General features: G+C 45.0%; 18 protein-coding genes and 2 pseudogenes. 14 read left to right on the top strand and 6 right to left on the bottom strand.

Annotated elements, in window-relative coordinates; genetic code table 11:
- Positions 1–5: 5 nt before the first annotated feature.
- Positions 6–653 carry a TatD family hydrolase gene (locus tag VQ048_RS04895; RefSeq protein ID WP_327610580.1) on the bottom strand — a complete coding sequence of 216 codons (648 nt, stop codon included), beginning with the start codon at positions 651–653 and terminating at the stop codon, positions 6–8.
- Positions 654–743: 90 nt separating this feature from the next.
- Here VQ048_RS04895 and VQ048_RS04890 point away from each other — a divergent pair, with 90 nt between their 5' ends.
- The 6 genes from VQ048_RS04890 to VQ048_RS04865 all read left to right on the top strand — a co-directional run bounded on the left by VQ048_RS04890 (position 744) and on the right by VQ048_RS04865 (position 6845).
- Positions 744–1382: a TetR/AcrR family transcriptional regulator gene (locus VQ048_RS04890; RefSeq protein ID WP_327610579.1), complete on the top strand. Its 639-nt coding sequence runs from the start codon at positions 744–746 to the stop codon at positions 1380–1382.
- 86 nt (positions 1383–1468) lie between these two features.
- The gene (locus tag VQ048_RS04885) at positions 1469–2467 is read left to right on the top strand and encodes an outer membrane protein assembly factor BamD (RefSeq protein WP_327610578.1); all 999 of its coding nucleotides are present in this window, start codon (positions 1469–1471) and stop codon (positions 2465–2467) included.
- 38 nt (positions 2468–2505) lie between these two features.
- Positions 2506–2829, top strand: a complete 324-nt coding sequence (locus VQ048_RS04880; protein ID WP_327610577.1) for a DNA-directed RNA polymerase subunit omega — start codon at positions 2506–2508, stop codon at positions 2827–2829.
- Between the two features lie 121 nt (positions 2830–2950).
- The gene (gene coaBC / locus VQ048_RS04875; protein ID WP_327610576.1) at positions 2951–4156 is read left to right on the top strand and encodes a bifunctional phosphopantothenoylcysteine decarboxylase/phosphopantothenate--cysteine ligase CoaBC; all 1206 of its coding nucleotides are present in this window, start codon (positions 2951–2953) and stop codon (positions 4154–4156) included.
- A gap of 43 nt (positions 4157–4199) precedes the next feature.
- A complete protein-coding gene (porD, locus tag VQ048_RS04870; RefSeq protein ID WP_327610575.1) occupies positions 4200–5105 on the top strand; it encodes a type IX secretion system protein PorD in 906 nt (301 codons plus the stop codon).
- Between the two features lie 81 nt (positions 5106–5186).
- Positions 5187–6845: a DNA repair protein RecN gene (locus VQ048_RS04865; RefSeq protein ID WP_327610574.1), complete on the top strand. Its 1659-nt coding sequence runs from the start codon at positions 5187–5189 to the stop codon at positions 6843–6845.
- A 59-nt stretch (positions 6846–6904) separates the two neighbouring features.
- On the opposite strand, the gene VQ048_RS04860 is transcribed toward VQ048_RS04865, so the two are convergent.
- A complete protein-coding gene (locus tag VQ048_RS04860) occupies positions 6905–8587 on the bottom strand; it encodes a DUF6909 family protein (protein ID WP_327610573.1) in 1683 nt (560 codons plus the stop codon).
- 359 nt (positions 8588–8946) lie between these two features.
- Here VQ048_RS04860 and VQ048_RS04855 point away from each other — a divergent pair, with 359 nt between their 5' ends.
- The 6 genes from VQ048_RS04855 (at position 8947) to VQ048_RS04830 (ending at position 12930) form a co-directional block, all read left to right on the top strand.
- Positions 8947–9810: a sensor histidine kinase gene (locus tag VQ048_RS04855; protein WP_327610572.1), complete on the top strand. Its 864-nt coding sequence runs from the start codon at positions 8947–8949 to the stop codon at positions 9808–9810.
- 19 nt (positions 9811–9829) lie between these two features.
- On the top strand, positions 9830–10504 hold the full coding sequence (locus VQ048_RS04850; RefSeq protein WP_327610571.1) for a LytR/AlgR family response regulator transcription factor: 675 nt from the start codon (positions 9830–9832) through the stop codon (positions 10502–10504).
- Between the two features lie 208 nt (positions 10505–10712).
- Positions 10713–11474: a dioxygenase family protein gene (locus tag VQ048_RS04845; RefSeq protein WP_327610570.1), complete on the top strand. Its 762-nt coding sequence runs from the start codon at positions 10713–10715 to the stop codon at positions 11472–11474.
- 36 nt (positions 11475–11510) lie between these two features.
- Complete coding sequence (locus tag VQ048_RS04840) at positions 11511–12158, top strand: pirin family protein (protein WP_327610569.1); 648 nt, start codon at positions 11511–11513, stop codon at positions 12156–12158.
- 3 nt (positions 12159–12161) lie between these two features.
- Positions 12162–12416 carry a hypothetical protein gene (locus VQ048_RS04835; RefSeq protein ID WP_327610568.1) on the top strand — a complete coding sequence of 85 codons (255 nt, stop codon included), beginning with the start codon at positions 12162–12164 and terminating at the stop codon, positions 12414–12416.
- 10 nt (positions 12417–12426) lie between these two features.
- Entirely contained in the window at positions 12427–12930 is a 504-nt protein-coding gene (locus VQ048_RS04830) for a hypothetical protein (protein WP_327610567.1), read from the top strand.
- Here VQ048_RS04830 and VQ048_RS04825 read toward each other — a convergent pair.
- Together VQ048_RS04825 and VQ048_RS04820 are read right to left on the bottom strand one after the other, a co-directional pair.
- On the bottom strand, positions 12927–13577 hold the full coding sequence (locus tag VQ048_RS04825) for a DUF4919 domain-containing protein (RefSeq protein WP_327610566.1): 651 nt from the start codon (positions 13575–13577) through the stop codon (positions 12927–12929). The genes VQ048_RS04830 and VQ048_RS04825 overlap by 4 nt on opposite strands.
- Before the next feature lie 13 nt (positions 13578–13590).
- Positions 13591–15732 carry a S9 family peptidase gene (locus VQ048_RS04820; RefSeq protein WP_327610565.1) on the bottom strand — a complete coding sequence of 714 codons (2142 nt, stop codon included), beginning with the start codon at positions 15730–15732 and terminating at the stop codon, positions 13591–13593.
- 176 nt (positions 15733–15908) lie between these two features.
- On the opposite strand from VQ048_RS04820, the pseudogene VQ048_RS04815 reads away from it, so the two are divergent.
- Together VQ048_RS04815 and VQ048_RS04810 are read left to right on the top strand one after the other, a co-directional pair.
- A pseudogene (locus VQ048_RS04815) lies at positions 15909–17157 on the top strand (putative DNA modification/repair radical SAM protein).
- An 18-nt stretch (positions 17158–17175) separates the two neighbouring features.
- Positions 17176–17927 (top strand): annotated as a pseudogene (locus VQ048_RS04810) (TIGR03915 family putative DNA repair protein).
- Here the strand turns inward: VQ048_RS04810 and VQ048_RS04805 are convergent.
- Together VQ048_RS04805 and VQ048_RS04800 are read right to left on the bottom strand one after the other, a co-directional pair.
- Complete coding sequence (locus VQ048_RS04805; protein ID WP_327610563.1) at positions 17924–19867, bottom strand: ABC-F family ATP-binding cassette domain-containing protein; 1944 nt, start codon at positions 19865–19867, stop codon at positions 17924–17926. The pseudogene VQ048_RS04810 and the gene VQ048_RS04805 overlap by 4 nt on opposite strands.
- Positions 19868–19905: 38 nt before the next feature.
- Positions 19906–20324, bottom strand: a 419-nt coding sequence (locus VQ048_RS04800) for an IS30 family transposase (RefSeq protein ID WP_327610562.1), incomplete at its 5' end; no start/stop codon positions are given.

The following is a 20324-nucleotide window of genomic DNA, read 5'->3' as shown; positions in this document are numbered from 1 at the left end:
TTTTTTCATTTTTTCAGTTTCTCTACATTTGGAATCCCTATCCTAAAAAGATTCTCGGCAATCTGCTCCTGAAGGTGAGCCAAAGAAAGCCCTCTAATCTCTGCCACTTTTTCGTAAACCGCCTCAATGGCCACCGCCCTATCATCCGTTTCCAAAAAAAACCGCTCCAAAGGAATCCGCTGCAATGTCTGCTGCAAAGATACATTGCTTAGCACTGCGCTTCCAAACGAGAGATAAAACCCCGCCTTCAATAAAACCTCCGCAATAGCCGCTTTTCGATTAAAACCATGAATCACAAGAGGGGTTTCCGCTTCACCTAAAAACTTCGGCATCTCCCCATAACATCTAACACAATGGACAATCACCGGTTTGGCCAATTCGTTTGCCCAGGCAAGTTGCCTCAAAAAAGCCTCCCGCTGCACCTCCAAAGGCGTCTGCACCAAAGCATCCAAACCGCTCTCTCCCAAAGCCACACAAAAAGGAGATTCCGCCACCGTCCTAACCCAATCCAAAGCCTCGGATGAAGCCGACGACACTTCTCTAGGATGAAGCCCCACCGAAAAAAAACGCTCGGGAACCTCCTCCCAAAGCGATAAATTATAAATCCCTCCCTCACGTAAACGGTGATGATGGTGAAAATCAAAACAATACATTCTCCAAATTTAAACAAAAAAAGAAATAGCCCGAACCATTGGTTGGCTTGCCAAAAAAAATTAATTTTACTCGAACCTAAAGGTAAAACGATGAAAAAGAAATTTACGGAGAAACAAATCCACATTTTGGACGTTGCCGAAGAACTGATCGCCCAAAAAGGCTTCGACGGAACTTCCGTAAGAGATATTTCCCAAAAAGCAGGCATCAACGTGGCCATGATTTCGTACTATTTCGGCTCAAAAGAAAAAATGTTGGCCTATCTCTACCAATACCGCGTGCAGCGTACAAGAGAAAGCTTCTCGGAATTCGCCCACACCATCCGCGAAGGCAAACCCGAAATGCAGATGAAGGAAATCATACGCTTCATCATCAACCAAATGTTTCGTTTTCATTACTTTCACGCTTTTGTGAAACAAGAAATCCGACACACCGAACTGGTGAAAGACGATCTGGTGGAATTCTACAAAACCGCCACCGAAAAAATTGACGAAGTCATTAAAAAAGGGATTGCCTCAGGGGTTTTTCATTACGCTCCCAAACCCGAAGACATCCTTACCTATATCATTGGGTCGGCCGTATTCGCCATAAGAAACCGAACCTTCTTTGAAAATTACCTCCCCGGAAAACCCGAAGATTTCATAAAACAAGCCGAGCAAAAAATAAAAGCCAGCAACTACCAAACGATTTTTTCGCTCTTAGGCTACCAACCCGACCCGATCCAGCGTTAAAGTATCATAAAAAAAAATCTATTGCCAAAAAAATTATATTTTTGCAAACGCATAGGAAGGCAAATTCCTGAAACCGAAAACAATTTATGAAAAGAGTAATTGCCCTGTTTTTAGTGGGGATTTTAGCGGCATCTTGCAACAAAGCATTCGATGACGCCATGAAAAGTGCAGATAAAGATTTTATCCTTAAAACAGCCAACAGCTATTTTGAACAAAAAAAATGGACCCAAGCCATCAGCCTCTACGAGAGACTTCCCAAACTGGTCGCCGGAACCGATGACGCCAAAACCGTGATTTTCAATACGGCTTTTGCGAACTACTACGACAAACAATACCGGGTGGCCGGCCATCACTTCAAAAACTTTTCCGTAACGTTTCCCGATGACCCAAGAGCCGAGGAGGCCGCCTATATGTCCGCCCTTTGCTACTACGAGGGATCGTTGGATTACAATCTAGACCAATCCAATACCGAGCTGGCCATCAACGAGTTGCAAAACTTCCTCAACAAATACCCCAATTCGGAGCGTTCCAAAAACATCAATACCCTGATCGAAGAGCTCTCCTACAAACAGGAATTCAAAGCCTACGAAAACGCCAGACAGTATTTTAAAATGGCTGAATATAAAGCTGCTGACGTAGCTTTCGAGAACGTTTTGGAAGATTTCCCGAGCACCAAACTACGGTTTACCATCTACGAGTACATCCTCAAATCCAAATACGAATTGGCTATCAATTCTTTATACGATAAAAAAGAAGACCGCCTGGAAAGCGCATTGGCTTACGCCAAATTTATCGAGAAAGAAAGAGCGGGATCCTCGCAAGCCGAAACGGCGGCCGACCTTCGGAAAAAATTAGAAGCCGAAAAAGTAAAATTCGCTAAAACCAAAGAACACGTAGAGGCCGAAAGGGAAAGAATTGCTAAAAAACAAAAAGAACTGCAAGCCGAGGAACAAGAGCGCGAAAAAAAGCGCGAAGCCAGCAAAATTGTTCATTGGGAAAAAGACCAGCAAAAACAAATCAGCAGAGATAGTGCTACCGCAGCAAGCCCAGCGCCGGCAGCGACTTTCAAGATTAGAAGAAATTAATTATCTTTGCAACCCTAAAAACAAACAAATCACTGACAATGAGTGTAAAAGATACCAAAGCCGAAGTTACCACGGTAACGTATGACCGAAACAAAATCGAAGAAAAAGTAGGTTCCATCTATGAAGCAATCGTCATCATGGGTAAAAGAGCCGAACAAATCAATGCGGAAATCCGTACCGAGCTTCACAACAAACTGGACGAATTCGCTGTACACAATACCACTTTGGAGGAAGTTTTCGAGAATAGAGAACAAATTGAAATCTCCAAACACTACGAAAAACTCCCTAAGCCCACTTCCATTGCCATCGAAGAATGGCTTAACGAGGAGGTTTATTTCCGAAAAACCGACGAGAAAAAATAATCGGCTTTTACGCAAAAACAATACCCCACAAGCCGCATCAGGAAATCTTCCCGATGGGGCTTGTGTTGTTTTTTGAAACAATTTCAGTAAATTCGCTACCAGCTTTTTCAAAACCATCACCATGCCGCTACAAGGAAAGCACATCCTATTGATCATTACCGGAGGAATTGCCGCTTATAAAACCAACATGTTGGTTCGAGATTTTGTAAAGAAAGGAGCCCAGGTCCGCATTGTAGCGACACCTTCATCCGCTCAGTTTGTTTCGTTTGCCACACTGGCCACCCTCTCCGGGAACGAAGTACTGAGTGAGTTTTGGACCAACCACCAAACCTGGAATAACCATGTCGATTTAGCCTTATGGGCCGATTTAATCCTTATTGCGCCATGCACCGCCAACACGTTAGGAAAACTAACCCACGGGTTATGCGATAATTTGGCCACAACCGTCTATATGTCCGCCAAATGCCCCGTGTTTATCGCTCCTGCCATGGATTTGGATATGTATGCCCATCCGACAACCAAGCAGAACTTAGAAAAGGCTCAAGCCTTCGGTCATACCATCATTCCTGCCGAATTCGGCGCACTTGCCAGTGGCTTGGAAGGGCAAGGCAGAATGGCCGAACCTGAAACCATCGCCCGAATGGTCTCCGAGCATTTCCAAACCACCCAAGTTTCCCATTTTTGGAAAAATAAAAAAGTTCTCATCACCGCCGGTCCTACTTATGAAGCCATTGACCCTGTCCGATTTATCGGGAATCATTCTTCGGGAAAAATGGGCTACGCCATAGCCGAAGAAGCCGCAAAAAGAGGAGCCGAAGTGATCTTAATCAGCGGACCGAGTTCTCTTTCTGTCCGCCACTCTAACATTACGCTTCGTCGCGTCGTTTCCGCCAAAGAAATGCATGATGAAGTTTTCCAGCATTACGCCTCGGCTCAAATTGCCATCGCCAGTGCCGCCGTAGCCGATTATGCTCCGAAAACCATTGCAAAGGAAAAAATAAAGAAAAACGAAAACAATCTCGTCATCGAACTCGTTAAAAACCCCGACATCCTAAAAGCCATGGGGGATCAAAAAAAAGACCATTTCTTGGTCGGTTTTGCCTTAGAAACCCAAAACGAAGAAGAAAACGCAAAGGATAAATTAAAACGGAAGAATCTGGACCTTATCGTCCTCAATTCTTTGAAAGATCCCGGTGCGGGCTTCCAAAACAGCACCAATAAAATAAAAATCATTTCTCCCGACCAAACCCTTGATTTCCCCTTAAAATCGAAAACCGACGTGGCCAAAGATTTACTGGACACCATCGAAGCAAAAGCCTCAAAATAATCCCCCGAAAAAAACGTTTGATAGTAACATAACTTTCCGAGTGATGAAAAAACTACTTCTCCTACTCTCCTTTACTCTTCTTAGCTATACCATCCATGCTCAGGAGCTTTTGGCAGGCGTTTCCGTCAACCACCAGCAAATGGGAGGAAGCAACGTCCAAGTGTACCAAACTTTGGAAAAAAGCCTCAAAAACTTCATCAACAATACCAGCTGGACAGGAAAAAACCTCCAAAATTTCGAAAAAATAAAATGCAACTTTTCCATCATCATCAACTCGCGGGAAGGCAACAACCGCTTTAAATCCTCCATCGTGGTGCAGGCCGTACGTCCCGTATTCAACAGCACGTATGAGACCCCTCTTCTCAACATCAACGACACCAATTTTGAATTCGAATACAACGAAAACGAAAATCTCGTCTTCAACGAAAGACAGTTTTCCGGAAAAAATCTCATCGACGTCGTTAGTTTTTACATTTACATGATATTGGGCTATGACGCCGACAGTTTCAGCCAAAACGGAGGACAGCAATGGTTTCAAACCGCTCAAAAAATTGCTCAAAACTCCCAAAACCAACGCTTTGGAGGATGGGCAATAACCGAAGGCCCTAGAAGCCGAGCCAACCTCATCGACAACCTTCTGAAACAAGACAGCAAAATCTTAAGAAGCACTTTCTACGCCTACCACCGCAACGGATTAGACAACCTTCATAACGCGAACCAAAGTTCTGCCAAGCGGGTCATCGGGCAATCGCTTCTCAACTTAAAGTACTACGAAAACAATTTTCAACTGAACTATCCGTTCAACCTGTTCATCGAAACCAAACGAAACGAAATCTACGATATTTTTGCCAACGGAGCCAATACAGAAGTTAATATCAGCGAACTCCGAAACCTGATGAATATATTTTCACCCAAAGACGCCGAAACCAAATGGAATAAATGGAAGTAAAGTCTTCCACTCTCCCCTCCCGGTTTGATTATAGGCAAATAAAGTAGTATTTTTACGCTTTCATTAATTTTGAAAGCCGCTATGCTGAACCGTATTTTCATACAGAATTTTGCTCTGATCGACTCGTTGGACATCACATTGGAAAAAGGCCTTCAGGTCATCACAGGGGAAACCGGCACAGGAAAATCCATCATTTTGGGAGCCCTTCGGCTACTGATGGGTGAGAGAGCCGACACCAAAGTTCTAAACCACACCGAACAAAAATCCGTTGTAGAAGCCGAATTTACCATCGCCGAAAATCTACGCCCTTTCTTCGATGAAAACGATTTGGACTACGATTCTCAAACCCTTGTCCGTCGGGAAATTCTTCCCAGCGGAAAGTCGCGCGCTTTCGTAAACGATGTTCCTGTCACCTTGGACGTCTTAAAACAACTGGCCGCCAACCTTATCGACATCCACTCCCAATTCGAAACCTCCGACCTCTTTAGCGAGGCCTATCAATTCGGGATTATCGACGGATTGGCCGATAATTCGGAAACCCTTAAACGTTACCAAAACGAGTTTCGCCAACTGAAACAATGGCAAACCCAACTCGAAGCCCTAAAGCAAAAACAAGCCGAAGGATTGCGCGAAAACGACTACAAACAGTTCCTACTCCAAGAGCTGGAAGAAGCCCAACTGGACGCGACCGATTGGGAACACCTGCAAGCCCAATTGGCCACGTTGGAAAATGCAGGAGCCATCTCCGAAAATCTAAACCTCATCTTAGTCAGGATGGATCAGGAAGAAATCGGACTACTGGATCAACTCAACGATATCCGAAGCCGATTGAGCCGCACTACGGAACTCTCCCATCACTTCGAACCGCTGAAAGAACGATTCGAAAGCCTCTTCATCGACTTCAAAGACCTGCTTTTTGAACTTCAGGACGAAGCCGAAAAAATCGACCTCAATCCCGAAACCCGCGAGCAACTCGCCCAGGCTTCCAACCGCCTCAATACGCTATTTTTGAAGCACAACGTCCAAACCGTGGAAGAACTCGTTACCCTACGCGACAATTTAGCAGAGGAGCAACTGGGATTCTCCGACGCGGAACAACACATTGCCGATACCGAAGCAAAAATCGAAAATCAAAAAAAGCTTCTGACCACCCTCTCGGACGAACTTTCAAAAAAAAGACAAAAGCACCGCTCCGATTTCATTCAAAAAACCGAAACCCTGCTCGCCAGCTTAGGATTGGAAAAAGCCAAAATTGAAGTTGAACTTTCGCCTTCTCCAGACTTTACGCCTTTCGGAAAAGAACACATTGCCATTCTTTTCCGCGCCAATGCAGGATTTCCTTTAAAACCAATCCATACCGCCATCTCCGGAGGAGAACGCTCCAGAGTGATGCTCGCCGTAAAGAAAATCATGGCCGAAAACAACCAATTGCCAACCCTTATTTTGGATGAAATCGACACCGGCGTTTCAGGAAAAGTAGCCGACGAAATGGGTAAAGTAATGAAAGAAATGGCGCAAAATCTCCAACTCATCGTCATTTCCCACCTCGCCCAAGTCGCAGCCAAAGGCGACCGCAACTACAAAGTCGTAAAAAAAGAAGTGGACGGAAAAACCCAATCCAATATCCTGGTTCTATCCCCGGAAGAAAAGCTTCAGGAAATCGCCCAACTGCTTTCCGGAGCCAAAATCACAGAAGCCGCTCTCAAACAAGCAGAAGCCTTAATAGAAAGCCCCGAATAAAACGAACCTCCCTTCGGCCAAATAAAAAAGCAGTCCTCAGTGGACTGCTTTTCGTTTTTCTAAGCTTTATTCGATGCCGACAATAATATTTTTTCCAAAATTTTAAGGGTAATCATATAAGTCGGTTTCACCCCCGTCAGCCCAAGCCCTCCCGAGGACAAGGTGCTTCCCGTCTCCAAAGGATTATCGGAAGCATAGTAAGCATAACAAACAAACAAATCCGGGGAAATGTGATGGCGAATCTTAGAAGCCACCTGAATAGCCTTCTGATAATGAGCCCCTTCCATCTCTAATCCTACAGCCTTCCAAGTCGTATTCATAAAATAAGATAAAATATCCTTGTTCTGAAGCGATGTCCCCAACACCGTAATCATGGAACCTTCATAAGCCTTAAGTTCGTCGTCCTGAAAATCCTCTAATTTCAAAGCGTTTTCAAACACGTAATTATCGGCCGTCCCCTCAAAGATATGGGAAGTAGGAATCATAATATCCCCCTTACCTCCAGTCAAAATACCCGCCTTACCCATAATCGAAACGGATTTCACCTTCATCGTATGCAACTGCTGCTCGTACTGGTAAGGGCGAAGAAGCTCGTCCATAATCTCGAAAGCCTGCTCCCCGAAAGCATAATCGAAAACCAAAACCACATCGTCTCCCTTATAATCCAAACCGCCGAAAGGCGTATTTTTAAGGTGGGTTTTGCTCAAATCAATAATCTGTACGTCAATATTGCTTCCGCTATCGTCGTCAATGTAAATCAATCCCGATTGCTCCGAGTAATTCAAAATTTTCTCCTGCAACGGTTTCTTATTGCTGATTTCCTCGTAAAGCCCATAATCCACTTCCTTCTGAAACTTCACCCCCAATGCATCATTAGCATAAAGCATATTCTTCACCGAATGCATATTCGCCGAAATAATATGCAAAGGCCGCATATGCAACTGATTCTCCACCAACACCTGTTTCACCTTATTGGCCCAACGCTCCCCGAAAAGATGGTGACCAACCCTTTCGCGCAGTATCGCACTAAAGAAAATCTCACGCTCGCGAAGCCCCAAAAGATCGTCCAAACTCACTTTCCCCAAATGGTAAATAATCTTAAACAAACGATCCGGGTTCTTATCGTCCCCAAAGTTATTGTAAGCAAGCAAAACCTCGTCGAACGTCCGCCCCAAAAGAGAAGACAAATGAATCAATGCCACTTCTTTTTCCTTCCGGCTCATTTTTTTCTCTCCTTTCGCCACCGACTCAATAATCGACCAAGCCCGGGTAGGACGATAATCCTCGTCCTTAAGGTAAGCCAAAGCCCGAATCTTATCTGCCTCGATGTACAAAAACGTAAGGTGCGTAAGAATATCATAAATCTCCGAACGTCCCAGTAAAACCTCAATATTCATCTGATGCTCGTCGATACGGTAACAATTGCGACGGCGCTTCTTCGGTACAATCACCTCAAAACTCCCCTTCGCAAACCCCTCATCAGAAGTCAAATGGACAAAGGCCGTCTCTTCAATCCCCTCAGGAAGGCGATCCAAGACATAAAGCAGCCCGTCCAACTCAACCTTATTGGGAGTGCTCATCGAACCGTAAATCTCCGGAGAGATAACCATCAATAAATTTCGTATAGTTTCGCCGGAAACACCGCCCGGCTTAAAGAACCCTCTATAAAAAAGGTGGCGCATAGTAACATAAAGACGTTCGATCGCTTCTGTCGTTTCGCGCGCTCTGGAATTTGTTGCCATAAATTATTTTGTTTTTGTAAATTTATAATTAATGACGCACAAAAGTACAAAAATTATTATTAACGAAAGGTAAACCCGAAAACAAGACCACCAAAACCACAAAAATACAACCAAAACCGCCCCAAACAATCGCTCCTTTTTTGGTACATTTGCTTTGACAAATCGTTTTCCCTAATCCAAAAACAAACCCATGCCCCAATCCAAACCGTTCATCCACTGCCTTCTTGTCGCCATTTTCCTACTTATCCCCATTCTTTCCTCCCCCGATCTGGACGAAAACCTCTCCATGCTGCGCGTCCCCATGTTTCAGAGAGAAATGCTGCAAACGGTTTTGCTTATCGCCCTTTTTCTACTTCAACATGCTTGTACTCATTCCTCGGTTTTTCAATCCAAAACGATACACCGTTTTTGTCTTTTCGGTTATTTGCAGCTTCGTGCTCATCAGCCTTCTCCCCCAAACCCTCATTGCCCTACCAACGGCGGAGCCTCCAAGCCACGAGCTCCAACTTTCGTCTCCAAAGCACCTCCATGCCAATAACCGAAGTTTTTGGACCACAATCTTTCGCTCTTTCCTGCCTTTTTCCTTTTCTTTTTTATGTTCTTTCTTTTGGTTTAAATCCATCGAACAACAAACCCTGGAACGAGCCAAAGCCAAAGCCGAACTTCTAAACCTGAAATACCAACTGCAACCCCACTTCTTATTCAATACCCTTAACTCGCTCTATTCCTTAGCTTTGACGAAATCCGATGACGCCCCCGAAGCCATCCTGAAACTCTCCAACGTCATGCGCTACGTTGTGCAAGAAAGCAGCAAAGACACCGTGGAACTGAAAAAAGAGCTCCAATACCTTAAAGACTACATCGCCCTTCAACTCATCCGCACCGACCACTCTTTAGACTATTCCTACACCGAGATTGGGCACGCCGAAAATGCAAAAATTGCACCGCTCATTTTGGTCAACTTCATCGAAAATGCATTCAAATACGGATTCAATCCCGAAGAAACCTCCAAAATAGACCTTAAAATCATCATCAACGAAAATCGTCTCGATCTGGAAGTTTTCAACTACATCGTCAATCACGCGGTAAACGAAACCGACCGCTCCCGCATCGGCCTGAAAAATACAATAGAAAGACTCCGCCAAATCTACCCTCAAAGCCATCAAATCCATATCCACGAAACCCCGTCCGAATACCACCTAAAATTAACCCTCCATCTCTAACCTTTAAAAATTCAACCTCATGATAAAAGCCATCGCTTTGGACGATGAAATCCTCGCCCTGAAAGTCATCGAAGCCTACGCCGAAAGAATTGACTACTTATCCTTGGAAAAAACATTTAATGCCGTAGGCGAAGCCCAAAAATACCTCAAAAAATTCCCCGTAGACCTGATTTTTCTCGACATTCAAATGCCCGCCCAAAACGGCTTGGCATTCTACAAAACCATCGACCAAAATACCAAAGTCATCTTCACCACCGCCTATACCGATTATGCCGTGGACGCCTTTGAAGTCAATGCCGTGGATTATCTGGTTAAGCCCTTCGCCTTCGACCGCTTCAAAAACGCCGTGGAAAAAGTAAGAAATCAAACCCATGAACAAGAAAACCAAACCCTTACCGTACGAGCAGACTACAAACTTCTCCACATTCGTCTCGAAGAAATTCTACTCATCGAAGGACTGGACGATTACGTCCAAATCCATACCGTCGGAAAAGGAAAAATAACCACACGCTCCTCCATGAAAGCCTTGATCGAAAAACTCCCCCCGAAAGAATTCATAAGGGTGCATCGTTCGTACATCATCCCCGTTAAAAACATTAGGTCCGTCGTCAACAAAAGCATAAACCTCGGCGATTTCGTCATCCCCGTAGGCGATACCTATCGGGAGGAAATCGCCAAAATACTGAAAATCTAAAGTCTTCAAAAAAAACGAATTCCCATCCAAAAGCCTCCCATTTCGGAAGGCTTTTTTTGACGGCTAACGCCAAAATCCAAAATTCACCTGCACATTTAAGGGGTTTACCTCTTTTTATTTTGCCGCTAAAACCAACCCATTACCTTTGATCAAAAATAAACCTGCCTCCAAAGAGCAGGTCATTTAAACCCTTTAAAAAATCATTTAAATGATGAAACCCATCAACCGAAAAAACTTTCTAAAAACCATGGGGCTTGCCGGCGTAACATTAGCCGCCGCTCCCGTTTTAGCCCATTGCAGAAGCGATGAAAATACCGACAGTAGCTCTTCGGAAAGTAGCTCAGGCTCCTCTTCCGGAAGCAGCAGCACAAATACCTGCACGGTAACCAACAAAGAAACCGAAGGTCCTTTCCCTACCAAACAACCCAATACCCTGGTCAGAAGCAACATCGTAGGCGACCGTACCGGTATCGACCTTAGCATCGTCATCACCATCCAAAATACCAATAACGCCTGCGCCCCTTTGGAAGGAGCCCTTGTGGACATTTGGCATTGCGACAAAGACGGCAACTATTCCGAGTACGGAGGTACAGCCATGCAATCCACCAACTACACCAGCAACCACTTCCTTAGAGGAAGACAAACCACCAATAGCAATGGACGGGTGAATTTCACCTCCATATTCCCGGGATGGTACCAAGGTCGAGCCACCCACATCCACGTCCACGTTTATAAAGCCGACGGCACTTCTCTTCTGGTTACCCAAATCGCTTTTCCCGAAGGAAGCAACAGCGCCGTAGTGCAAGTCAATTCGGCAACGTCCAAAGGTTACACCAAAGGACTAAGCGGCTACACCTACAATGCCAATGACAATGTCTTCGGCGACGGAACATCGACCGAAATGAGTAACATCACCGGAAGCGTAGACGCCGGATTTGCCCTCACGCATACCATAAACGTTTCCGCCTAAACCCAAAAAAATTAACCCTTCATAAAAACGGAGAACATGCTGGTACAAACCCCTTCCAAAATACTGAAAACCGACTTCCGCATTTGGGAAAACTTCAACCAAACCGCTTCGACATCCGTCCTAAGCGACGAAGAAAAAACCGGACGGCTGCAATCGGTTAAGGAAATCGTATTGAGTGAAAATGCAGACTATCATTTATCTTGCAATAAAGAATGTACCGCGGTTCTCCTTCCCCTCTATGGCGAAATCATTATCAACGACTACTACGAATCGGTAAAAGCCGGCGAAAGCCTAACCCTCGCGCGCTCTCCTCAATCTCCGATACACGTTAAAAACCTTCTCAACAATGAGGTTTCGGATATTTTAGTCCTTTATTTTGAGGCTCAACCTCCAAATAAGTCCCCTCAAAAAAACGTTTTGGCTTTCGAAGAAAAAAACCGCTTTTTCCCCTTTTCGGAGACAATAATCCTACCCAATTTCATCGGGCTATACGACGGTCGTAAAGAAGGCAACTACACGCCCCAAAAAAAGAACGCCACCCTTTTCGGAATGGTGCTCCACGGAGCCTTTGAGTTTCAAAACCGATTGATGGAAAACCGAGATGCCATCGTCCTTTGGGACACCGACGAATTGGAATTCGAAGCGCTAAGCGAAGATGCCCTCCTTCTATTTATCGAAGTCTGAATCATGAACGCTATTCTCTTCCGAAAAGAAACCGTCATCCGCTTTCTTCTGTCCTCCTCCGCCTTAGTCAGCGTGGATTTGGAAGACTTACAAGGCCACCGTGTCGCCAAAATTCTGGAAAAACTAAACCTGAAAGCCGGCACCCACGCCCTTACGCTAAGCCTAAGTAAAATCCCCAAAGGCCCTTACCGAGCCATTATCACCAAAGAACACCCCCGAAGCACCCAAGTGGAATGCCTGTCGGTACACCTCGAATAAATTTCACCCAATGAAAGCAAAAATAAAACTAGCCTTCCGCATCGTCATCACCCAAGAATCCGAACTCCCCTGGGATCGTTACGTCTTTGAAGATTCTTATCTCGAATACAAAATCCAGCACCAAACGTTCGACACCAAAGACAATCCCGTAAAAAACTACTGGGAACTTCTTGCCAAAAATCCGAACGCTGCACAAATTCCGTACCTGCTCTGCACTTCCATCAGCAATTACGTCACCCAACTGGGAGGTGTAATCAAAAGCCTCCCCGACGTCTTGGGTAATACTTTTTTCCCTATCGAAACTTTCAATTTGGATTTAATCGGATCCCACATCCAAGATCCCACCAAGCACCGCATCGGCCTAACGTTCTACACGCCAACGCTGCTTCTCATCGACCTTATCGACGGAAAATACCTCCTAAGCAAAGATGTCGCCTCCGAAAACCAATGCCGAGAAACCTTTATGTTCGCCTTCCATCCCCAAGTCGCCATCAGCCATTACGAACCCCTCTAACGGTCTAAAAAATCAGGATAGACAACATGAAAAATAAGCTTCTCTTTTCCCGCATTCCGCTTCCAAGTGTCCGTCATACCGTAACGCCAAGGTTTGGAAGAACGTTGGTAAAGCGATAAATCCTTCTGCATAATCCCCGCTAAAACATACTGATCCCCCAAAGTCATGATCGTATAAGAGGCCGAATCTTTCGCCGTAGAACCATTTTTGATAACCGTCTCCACCAGCTTAGAAAACTGAAGCCCCCGAAGAGCATGATTTTTACTTTCAGGATCCTTCTGCGAATACGCATGAGTCAGCAACCCCAAAAGCTCCAAATCAGTAGGATTATCATACACCAATCGCTCGCCCTCTTCAATGGCTTTGTCATAAGCGCCTTTTCTCATCCATTCGATAAACTCAAACTTATCCGAAACCGCCGAAGAGCGAGAACCCGAAAAAGAACGCCCATAATACAAATGTTTGGCCTCCAAGGAATCTATTGCCGTCGGATTAAATTGGAAACGATAAAGCATCCGCTCATAAAAATAAGTGGAAGCCGAATCCGTTACCGCCTTTCTAATCCCATCAAAATCAATAGCTTTATGCGATTGCGCACCCAACCAAATCCCCAAAAGGATAAAAAACAAAACTGTCCCTCGTTTCATAATACCTAAAAATTTAGTCTTTAAGATAGCGGTCGAAATAATCCGTTACCTTCTGCATTAAATGCACCCGATCTTTCCCCAAAACATTATGAGCATGCCCCGGATAAACAAAATAGTCCACCTGCACCCCATGATCCACCGCCGACTTCAGAAAATTAATCGAATGCTGCCAAACCACCACATCATCCTGAGCCCCGTGAATCACCAATAAATTTCCTTTCAAATTAGCCGTTTTATCCAAAAGATTCGCCGTCTTATAACCTTCAGGGTTGTTTTGAGGCGCTCCCATATAACGTTCGGTATACATAATCTCATACATCCCCCAGTCCATCACCGGACCTCCGGCCACACCGACTTTGAAAACGTCCGGATGGCGCAACATAAGACTGGTCGTCATAAAGCCGCCAAAACTCCATCCGTGCACTCCCATCCGCTCGGAATCCACAAAAGGCAAGGATTTTAAATAAGCAACCCCTTTCAACTGATCGTCCATCTCCACTGTTCCAAGCCGGCCATAAACCGCCTGTTCAAACTTCAAACCTCGATTACTCGATCCCCTTCCGTCCATCGTGAAAACCACATAACCATTCTGAGCCAAGTACTCGTACCAAAGATTCCCCGAAGAAGGAAACCCATTGGTCACCAACTGCACGTGAGGACCATTGTAAAGGTACACAATAACAGGGTATTTCTTAGAAGCCTCAAATCGGGTCGGCAAAATCAACTTCCCATAAAGCGGTGTGCCGTCTTCTGCCTTCAGGGTTACGTTCTGCACCCGAGGCCGATCGTAATTTACCAACGGATCCTCCGCTTCCAAAATCGTACGCCCCTTAAGCGTTTGGGTGTTCAAAACCCGTCCCACTCTGGGGGTTTCCGCATTGCTGTAGGTATCGTACAGCCAGTTTCCGCTACGGCTCAAAACCCCGGTATGCATCCCCGGAGCCGCCGTAAGTTTTTGCATTTTCAGCGTACTCCAATTCACACTATACAAATGCCTCTCCAGCGGTGTTTCTTTAGTCGAAGCAAAGTAAACTTCTTTCTTTTTTTCGTTAAAGCCCAACACACTCGTCACCAACCAGTCTCCTTTGGTAAGCTGGGCCACCAATCCCTTATCCAAGTGGTAGTGAAACAAATGGTTATACCCCGTTCTCTGGCTCTGCCATATAAACTCTTTAGTCGAACCCGGCAAAAACAACAAAGAATGCTGCGGCTCCACATATTTTTCATCTTTTTCTTCAAAAAGCGTTTTCACAAAACCACCCGTAAACGCATCGTACTGATTCATCTTAAGGTGATTCTGAGCCCGATTAAGCACCCCCACAAAAATAAATTTGGAATCGGGACTCCACGTTACCGCCGTAAGGTACTGCTCCTTATCCCCCTCAATAGTCAAAAACCTTTTGGTTTTGGTACGAACGTCATAAATACCCAAGCTAACCTCATGGGACTTTGCACCAGCCATCGGGTATTTGATGGTATGATTTTGCGCCGGCGTAACCGACCAATCCACAATCGGATAATCAGCCACCATACGCTCATCCATTCGGTAAAATGCAATTTGAGAACGATCCGGAGACCAAAAAATTCCACCATCAATCCCAAATTCGTTGCGATGCACAGATTGACCGCTAATAATATGAGGCTCTTTCTCCTCAGTAATCGCCGTAGCCACCCCGTTTTCGTAATAGTACAAGTTATTATCCACGGTATACACCGCTGCATTTTTTTCAGGAGAAAGCTGGACGTTCGCTGCATTCTCCGGCAACGCCATCCACAAATGACAACGCCATCCCGAACGTTCCTTCACCAAACGGTAATACGTCCCCTTATCTTGGAAATAAGCACGATCGGTCGCCCAAAAAGTAACCGAAGGCAAACGTTTCAACGTCTTATCCGACGGCATCAAACGGTTCATTTGAGACAAAGATAAAAGAGTGTCTTGCTTCATCGTATGCAAATCGGTGCGAAGATACCCCTTCTCCGTCCGATGGATGGAAGATTTATCGTCCTGAGCAAACGAAAATTGAGCCACGGACTTCACCGCCAAATTACTCCTCAAGCCATTGACCGCCTCGGTCATGGTAAATTTTTGGCTCTGAGCTTGAATCACCGGTCCCAATGCCATAGCCAACATAAAAATACGGAATCCTTTCATCTCGTCGTATGTAAATGATTATAACCACCAAATTTAATAAAAATAATTCCACCATTAAAAAACACGACATCCCCAGCCTTTTCCCGCTTAAAATGCCCTCCAGCATAAGTTATCCACAAGGCTGAAGACTCTCACTTTTTTTACTAATTTTGACCCCTCAACCCCTTTGTACTCCGATGAATTTCGAACGCCTAAAAGAAAAACTGGAAATCCTTGCCGACGCCGCCAAGTACGACGTCTCCTGCTCTTCCAGCGGCGGAAAAAGAATCAACAAAGGAGGCTTAGGAAACAGTCACACTTCCGGCATCTGCCACAGTTATACGAAGACGGAAGATGCATCTCCCTGCTCAAAATACTCTTGACCAACCACTGCATCTACGACTGCGCCTACTGCGTGTCCCGAAAGTCCAATGACATCCAAAGAGCCGCCTTTACCGTAGAAGAAGTGGTGGAACTTACCCTAAATTTTTATCGGAGAAACTATATCGAGGGGCTCTTCCTTAGTTCGGGCATTTTCAAAGATCCCGACACCACAATGGAACGTTTAGTGCGAATTGCAAAAAAACTCCGAACCGAACACCGTTTTTTCGGTTACATCCACCTCAAATCCATCCCCGGTGCCAGCGACGAACTGAAGCCTGCCTCTATGCCGACCGCCTGTCCGTCAATTTGGAAATCCCCACCGAAAGTGGGCTGAAACTGCTCGCCCCCGAAAAATCTCATATAGAATTGGTAAAACCCATGGGGCTCATCAAAACCCAACTGCAGCGCTACCAAGAAGAAAAAAAACGCTTCCGACAAGCCCCCCGATTCGCTCCCGCAGGGCAAAGCACCCAAATGATTGTTGGCGCCACCAATGAAACCGATTTAAAAATCATTAAAGTCGCCGATCATTTTTACAAAAACTTCGGAATGAAAAGGGTTTATTACTCCGGCTACGTCCCCGTCATTGAAGATGCCAGACTGCCGTCGGTCTTCTCCCAAGTCCCGCTGCAAAGAGAAAACCGACTCTACCAAGCCGATTGGCCAATGCGCTTCTACGGCTTTAACGCCGAAGAAATTGTAGACCAAAGCCATCCTTTTCTGGACTTGGAACTTGACCCCAAACTGGCATGGGCAATAAGAAATCGCGAAAAATTCCCCATAGACCTCAACACCGCCCCCTTGGAAATGATACTGCGCATCCCGGGCATAGGCCATCGCTCCGCCTATAAAATCGTCCAAGCCCGACGCTTCCAAAAACTAGACCTCTCCCACCTAAAAAAAATGGGCGTTGCCACCAACCGAGCCAAATATTTCATGGAAATAGCCGGAACAAATCCTTTCAACCGTTTCATTGACGACGTCCATTTTCGGCAAATGATCGTCAATAGCGTTCAATCCAAATGGAAAAATCCTTTCAGCCAACAACTCTCCCTCTTCTAACCCTTCAAAACAAAAAAAATGAACACCCTCCTCTACGACGGCAGTTTTGAAGGCCTCTTAACCGCCGTTTTCAAAACCTTTGAATACCGCTACCAAGACGTCGAAATACTCCCCGAAGCCCGACACCATCAGAACCGTCTCTTCGCCGAAACCGAACCGATACAAACCGAACCCGCACTGGCCGAAAGAGTCATCAACCGTGTATTTCAACTCGCTGGAAAAGAAGGCTGTTCCTGTTTATTTTACGTTTACCTCTCCGAAAATCCCCAAGCGGAAAACCTCATCCTGCACGCCATAAAAACCCTAATTCAACACCCCAAAGCCAATGCCCTGCTCAACTTTGCAGACCCCCTCATCGCCCAAACCAACCAAATCGTAAAAAGCGTTCAAAGAGAGACCCATCGGATGAAAGCCTTTGTTCGGTTCGAAAAACTCAAAGACGAAATGTTTTTTGCCAAAATAGATCCCGACTTCAATGTCCTCCCCCTGCTAACCTCCCATTTCCAAAAAAGATACGCCGACCAAAAATGGATGATTTTTGATACCCGAAGGCATTACGGCCTGCTCTACGACCTGAACCAAACCGACTTCTTCCTCCCTCAAAGCCCCCTAACAAACCTCCACGAAAACCTCCACGAAGAAGAAAAAGCCTACCAAAAACTATGGCAGCGCTATTTCATAAAACAGGTATCGCCGCCAGAAAAAATCCGAAACTCCACCTTCAAAACCTCCCCAAACGCTACTGGAAATACCTCACCGAAAAACACTAATCCTCCATCTCCAAAGCAATCGACTCCCAAAGCTGCATCGCCTCGGAAAGTTCCTGCTTCAGCGCCTCGTATTTCGCCAATTCTTCCGCCGTAGGATTGGATTTGGCAAAAAACGCCTCCAACTGGGCAATTTCTTTTTCGTAATCGGCAATTTTCTCCTCCGTCTTTTTCAATTTGTTTTGCAACTGTTTCTGAGCCTTAGACAAAAACGGTTTCGCCCCCGCCGCAACATTCTCCTCCCGAGGCTCCTCTTTGGATTCAGCCAACGCCACCGGCAGTCCCTTTTTCTCCTCCAACTTGGATTTTTCCATCGAAATTTCCCTTATCGATTCCTTCTGACGGTATTCCAAATAATCATCAATCGTTCCCAAAAATTCCTTCATCCTGCCATCCCTGAACTCAAAAATCTTATCGCAAAGTCCCTGTAAAAACTCCCTGTCGTGAGAAATTACAATCAACGTCCCCTCAAACTTCTGCAACGCCAATTTGATGATTTCCTTCGACTGGATATCCAAGTGGTTGGTCGGCTCGTCCATAATCAACGTATTGAAAGGACGCAAAAGCAACTTACACAAAGCCAGACGATTACGTTCACCCCCAGAAAGCACCTGCGTCTTTTTCTGAACATCCTCACCCGAAAACAAAAAATTACCCAACAAATCGCGAACCCGAGGACGAGTCTCTTCCGTCGCCGCATCCTCAGCCTCCTCCAAAACCGTCTTGCCCGGCGTAAGAACCTCCTCCTGATTCTGAGCAAAATACCCAATATTCACATTATGCCCCAAATTCCAATTTCCCGAATAGTCCTTAATCGCACCGGTAAGAATCTTAGCCAATGTCGTTTTGCCCTGCCCATTCTGCCCCAGCAAAGCAATCCGATCCCCTCGCTCCACAAAAAAATCAACCTCATCAAATATCTTTTTCTCACCATACGATTTACCCAAACCTTCTGCCTCAAAAATCACTTTCCCAGGAACAACCGATTGAACAAAACGAATATTAAACTTCGACACATCCTCGTTATCGATCTCTATCCGCTCAATCTTCTCCAACTTCTTAATCAACGACTGCGCAAAAGAAGCCTTCGTCGCCGATGCCCGAAAACGATTGATATTATCCTCCATCTGCTTGATTTCCGCATCTTGGTTTTTCTTCGCCTGCTCCAATTTTTCGCGACGCTCCTTACGCAACTCCAAATACTTGGTATAGTTCGCCTTATAGTCGTCAATCTTCTTATTATTCACATCAAACGTCCGATTGCAAACCGACGTCATAAACTGCTTGTCGTGAGAAACCAAAACAATAGCCCCACGGTACTCCTTTAAAAAATTCTCCAACCAAATAATAGATTCCATATCCAAATGGTTGGTCGGCTCATCCAAAAGAAGCAAATCGTTATTCTGCAACAAAAGCTTCGCCAGCTCAATGCGCATCCGCCAACCGCCCGAAAACGTATCCGTCACACGGTCGAAATCCGCCGCCTTAAACCCCAACCCCAAAAGCACCTTCTCCATATCCCCCTCCAAATTGTACGCGTCATGATGATGCAGTAAATCATTAAGATCGGTCATCCGGTGAATCAATTGGTGATAATCTTCACTTTCATAATCCGTACGAGTCGCCAACTGGTGATTCACCTCCTCCAGCTCCTCTTTCCATGCGTTAATCTGCTCAAAAGCCTGCTTGGTTTCTTCCCAAACCGTACGCCCCTTCACAAACTCCAAATCCTGCTTCAAAAAACCAATCGTAATATTTCCTTCCGGAACAACCTGACCCTCATAAAAATTAATCTCCCCCGAAAGAATTTTCAAAAGCGTAGATTTTCCCGCCCCGTTTTTCCCCACCAAACCGATTTTATCATCCCGTTTAATAGTAAAATTAACGTCCCTGAAAAGATAGTTTCCCGCATGATGAAGGCCAAGCCCCTGAACTGATAACATATAGTATAATAGCGTTAGTAAATTAAATTAGATTCAACTTATAAAAGTAACTTTCCGTTGTTATTAATAGTTTTCAAATATACTTGTTTTGGACTTAAAAATCCAAATCTTTTGCGTGGTCTTGTATTCAAAATTTCTTGAACTTCCTTTAATCGTTCTTGTGTTATCAGGCTAAAATCATAACCTTTTGGAAAATAATATCTTAGTAATTTGTTATAGTTTTCATTTGAGCCTCTTTCCCAACTGTGATAAGGATGAGCAAAGTAATAATCAAAATTTAAACGCTCTGAAAGCTCCTTGTGCTTTGCAAACTCCTTCCCATTATCAGTAGTTAAAGTATGTATAGTCAATTGATTTTCAGTAATTATTCTTTCTATTTTCAACTGGACTTCTTCCGCAGATTTGCCTTGTAAAAGTTCTAAAAAAGTGTATCCTGTAGCTCGGTCATTCATCGTTA

This window comes from Bergeyella anatis (genome assembly GCF_036016955.1).
Classification (GTDB): Bacteria; Bacteroidota; Bacteroidia; order Flavobacteriales; family Weeksellaceae; genus JAYWXI01.
This window is presented reverse-complemented; position numbering and strand designations above follow the sequence as displayed.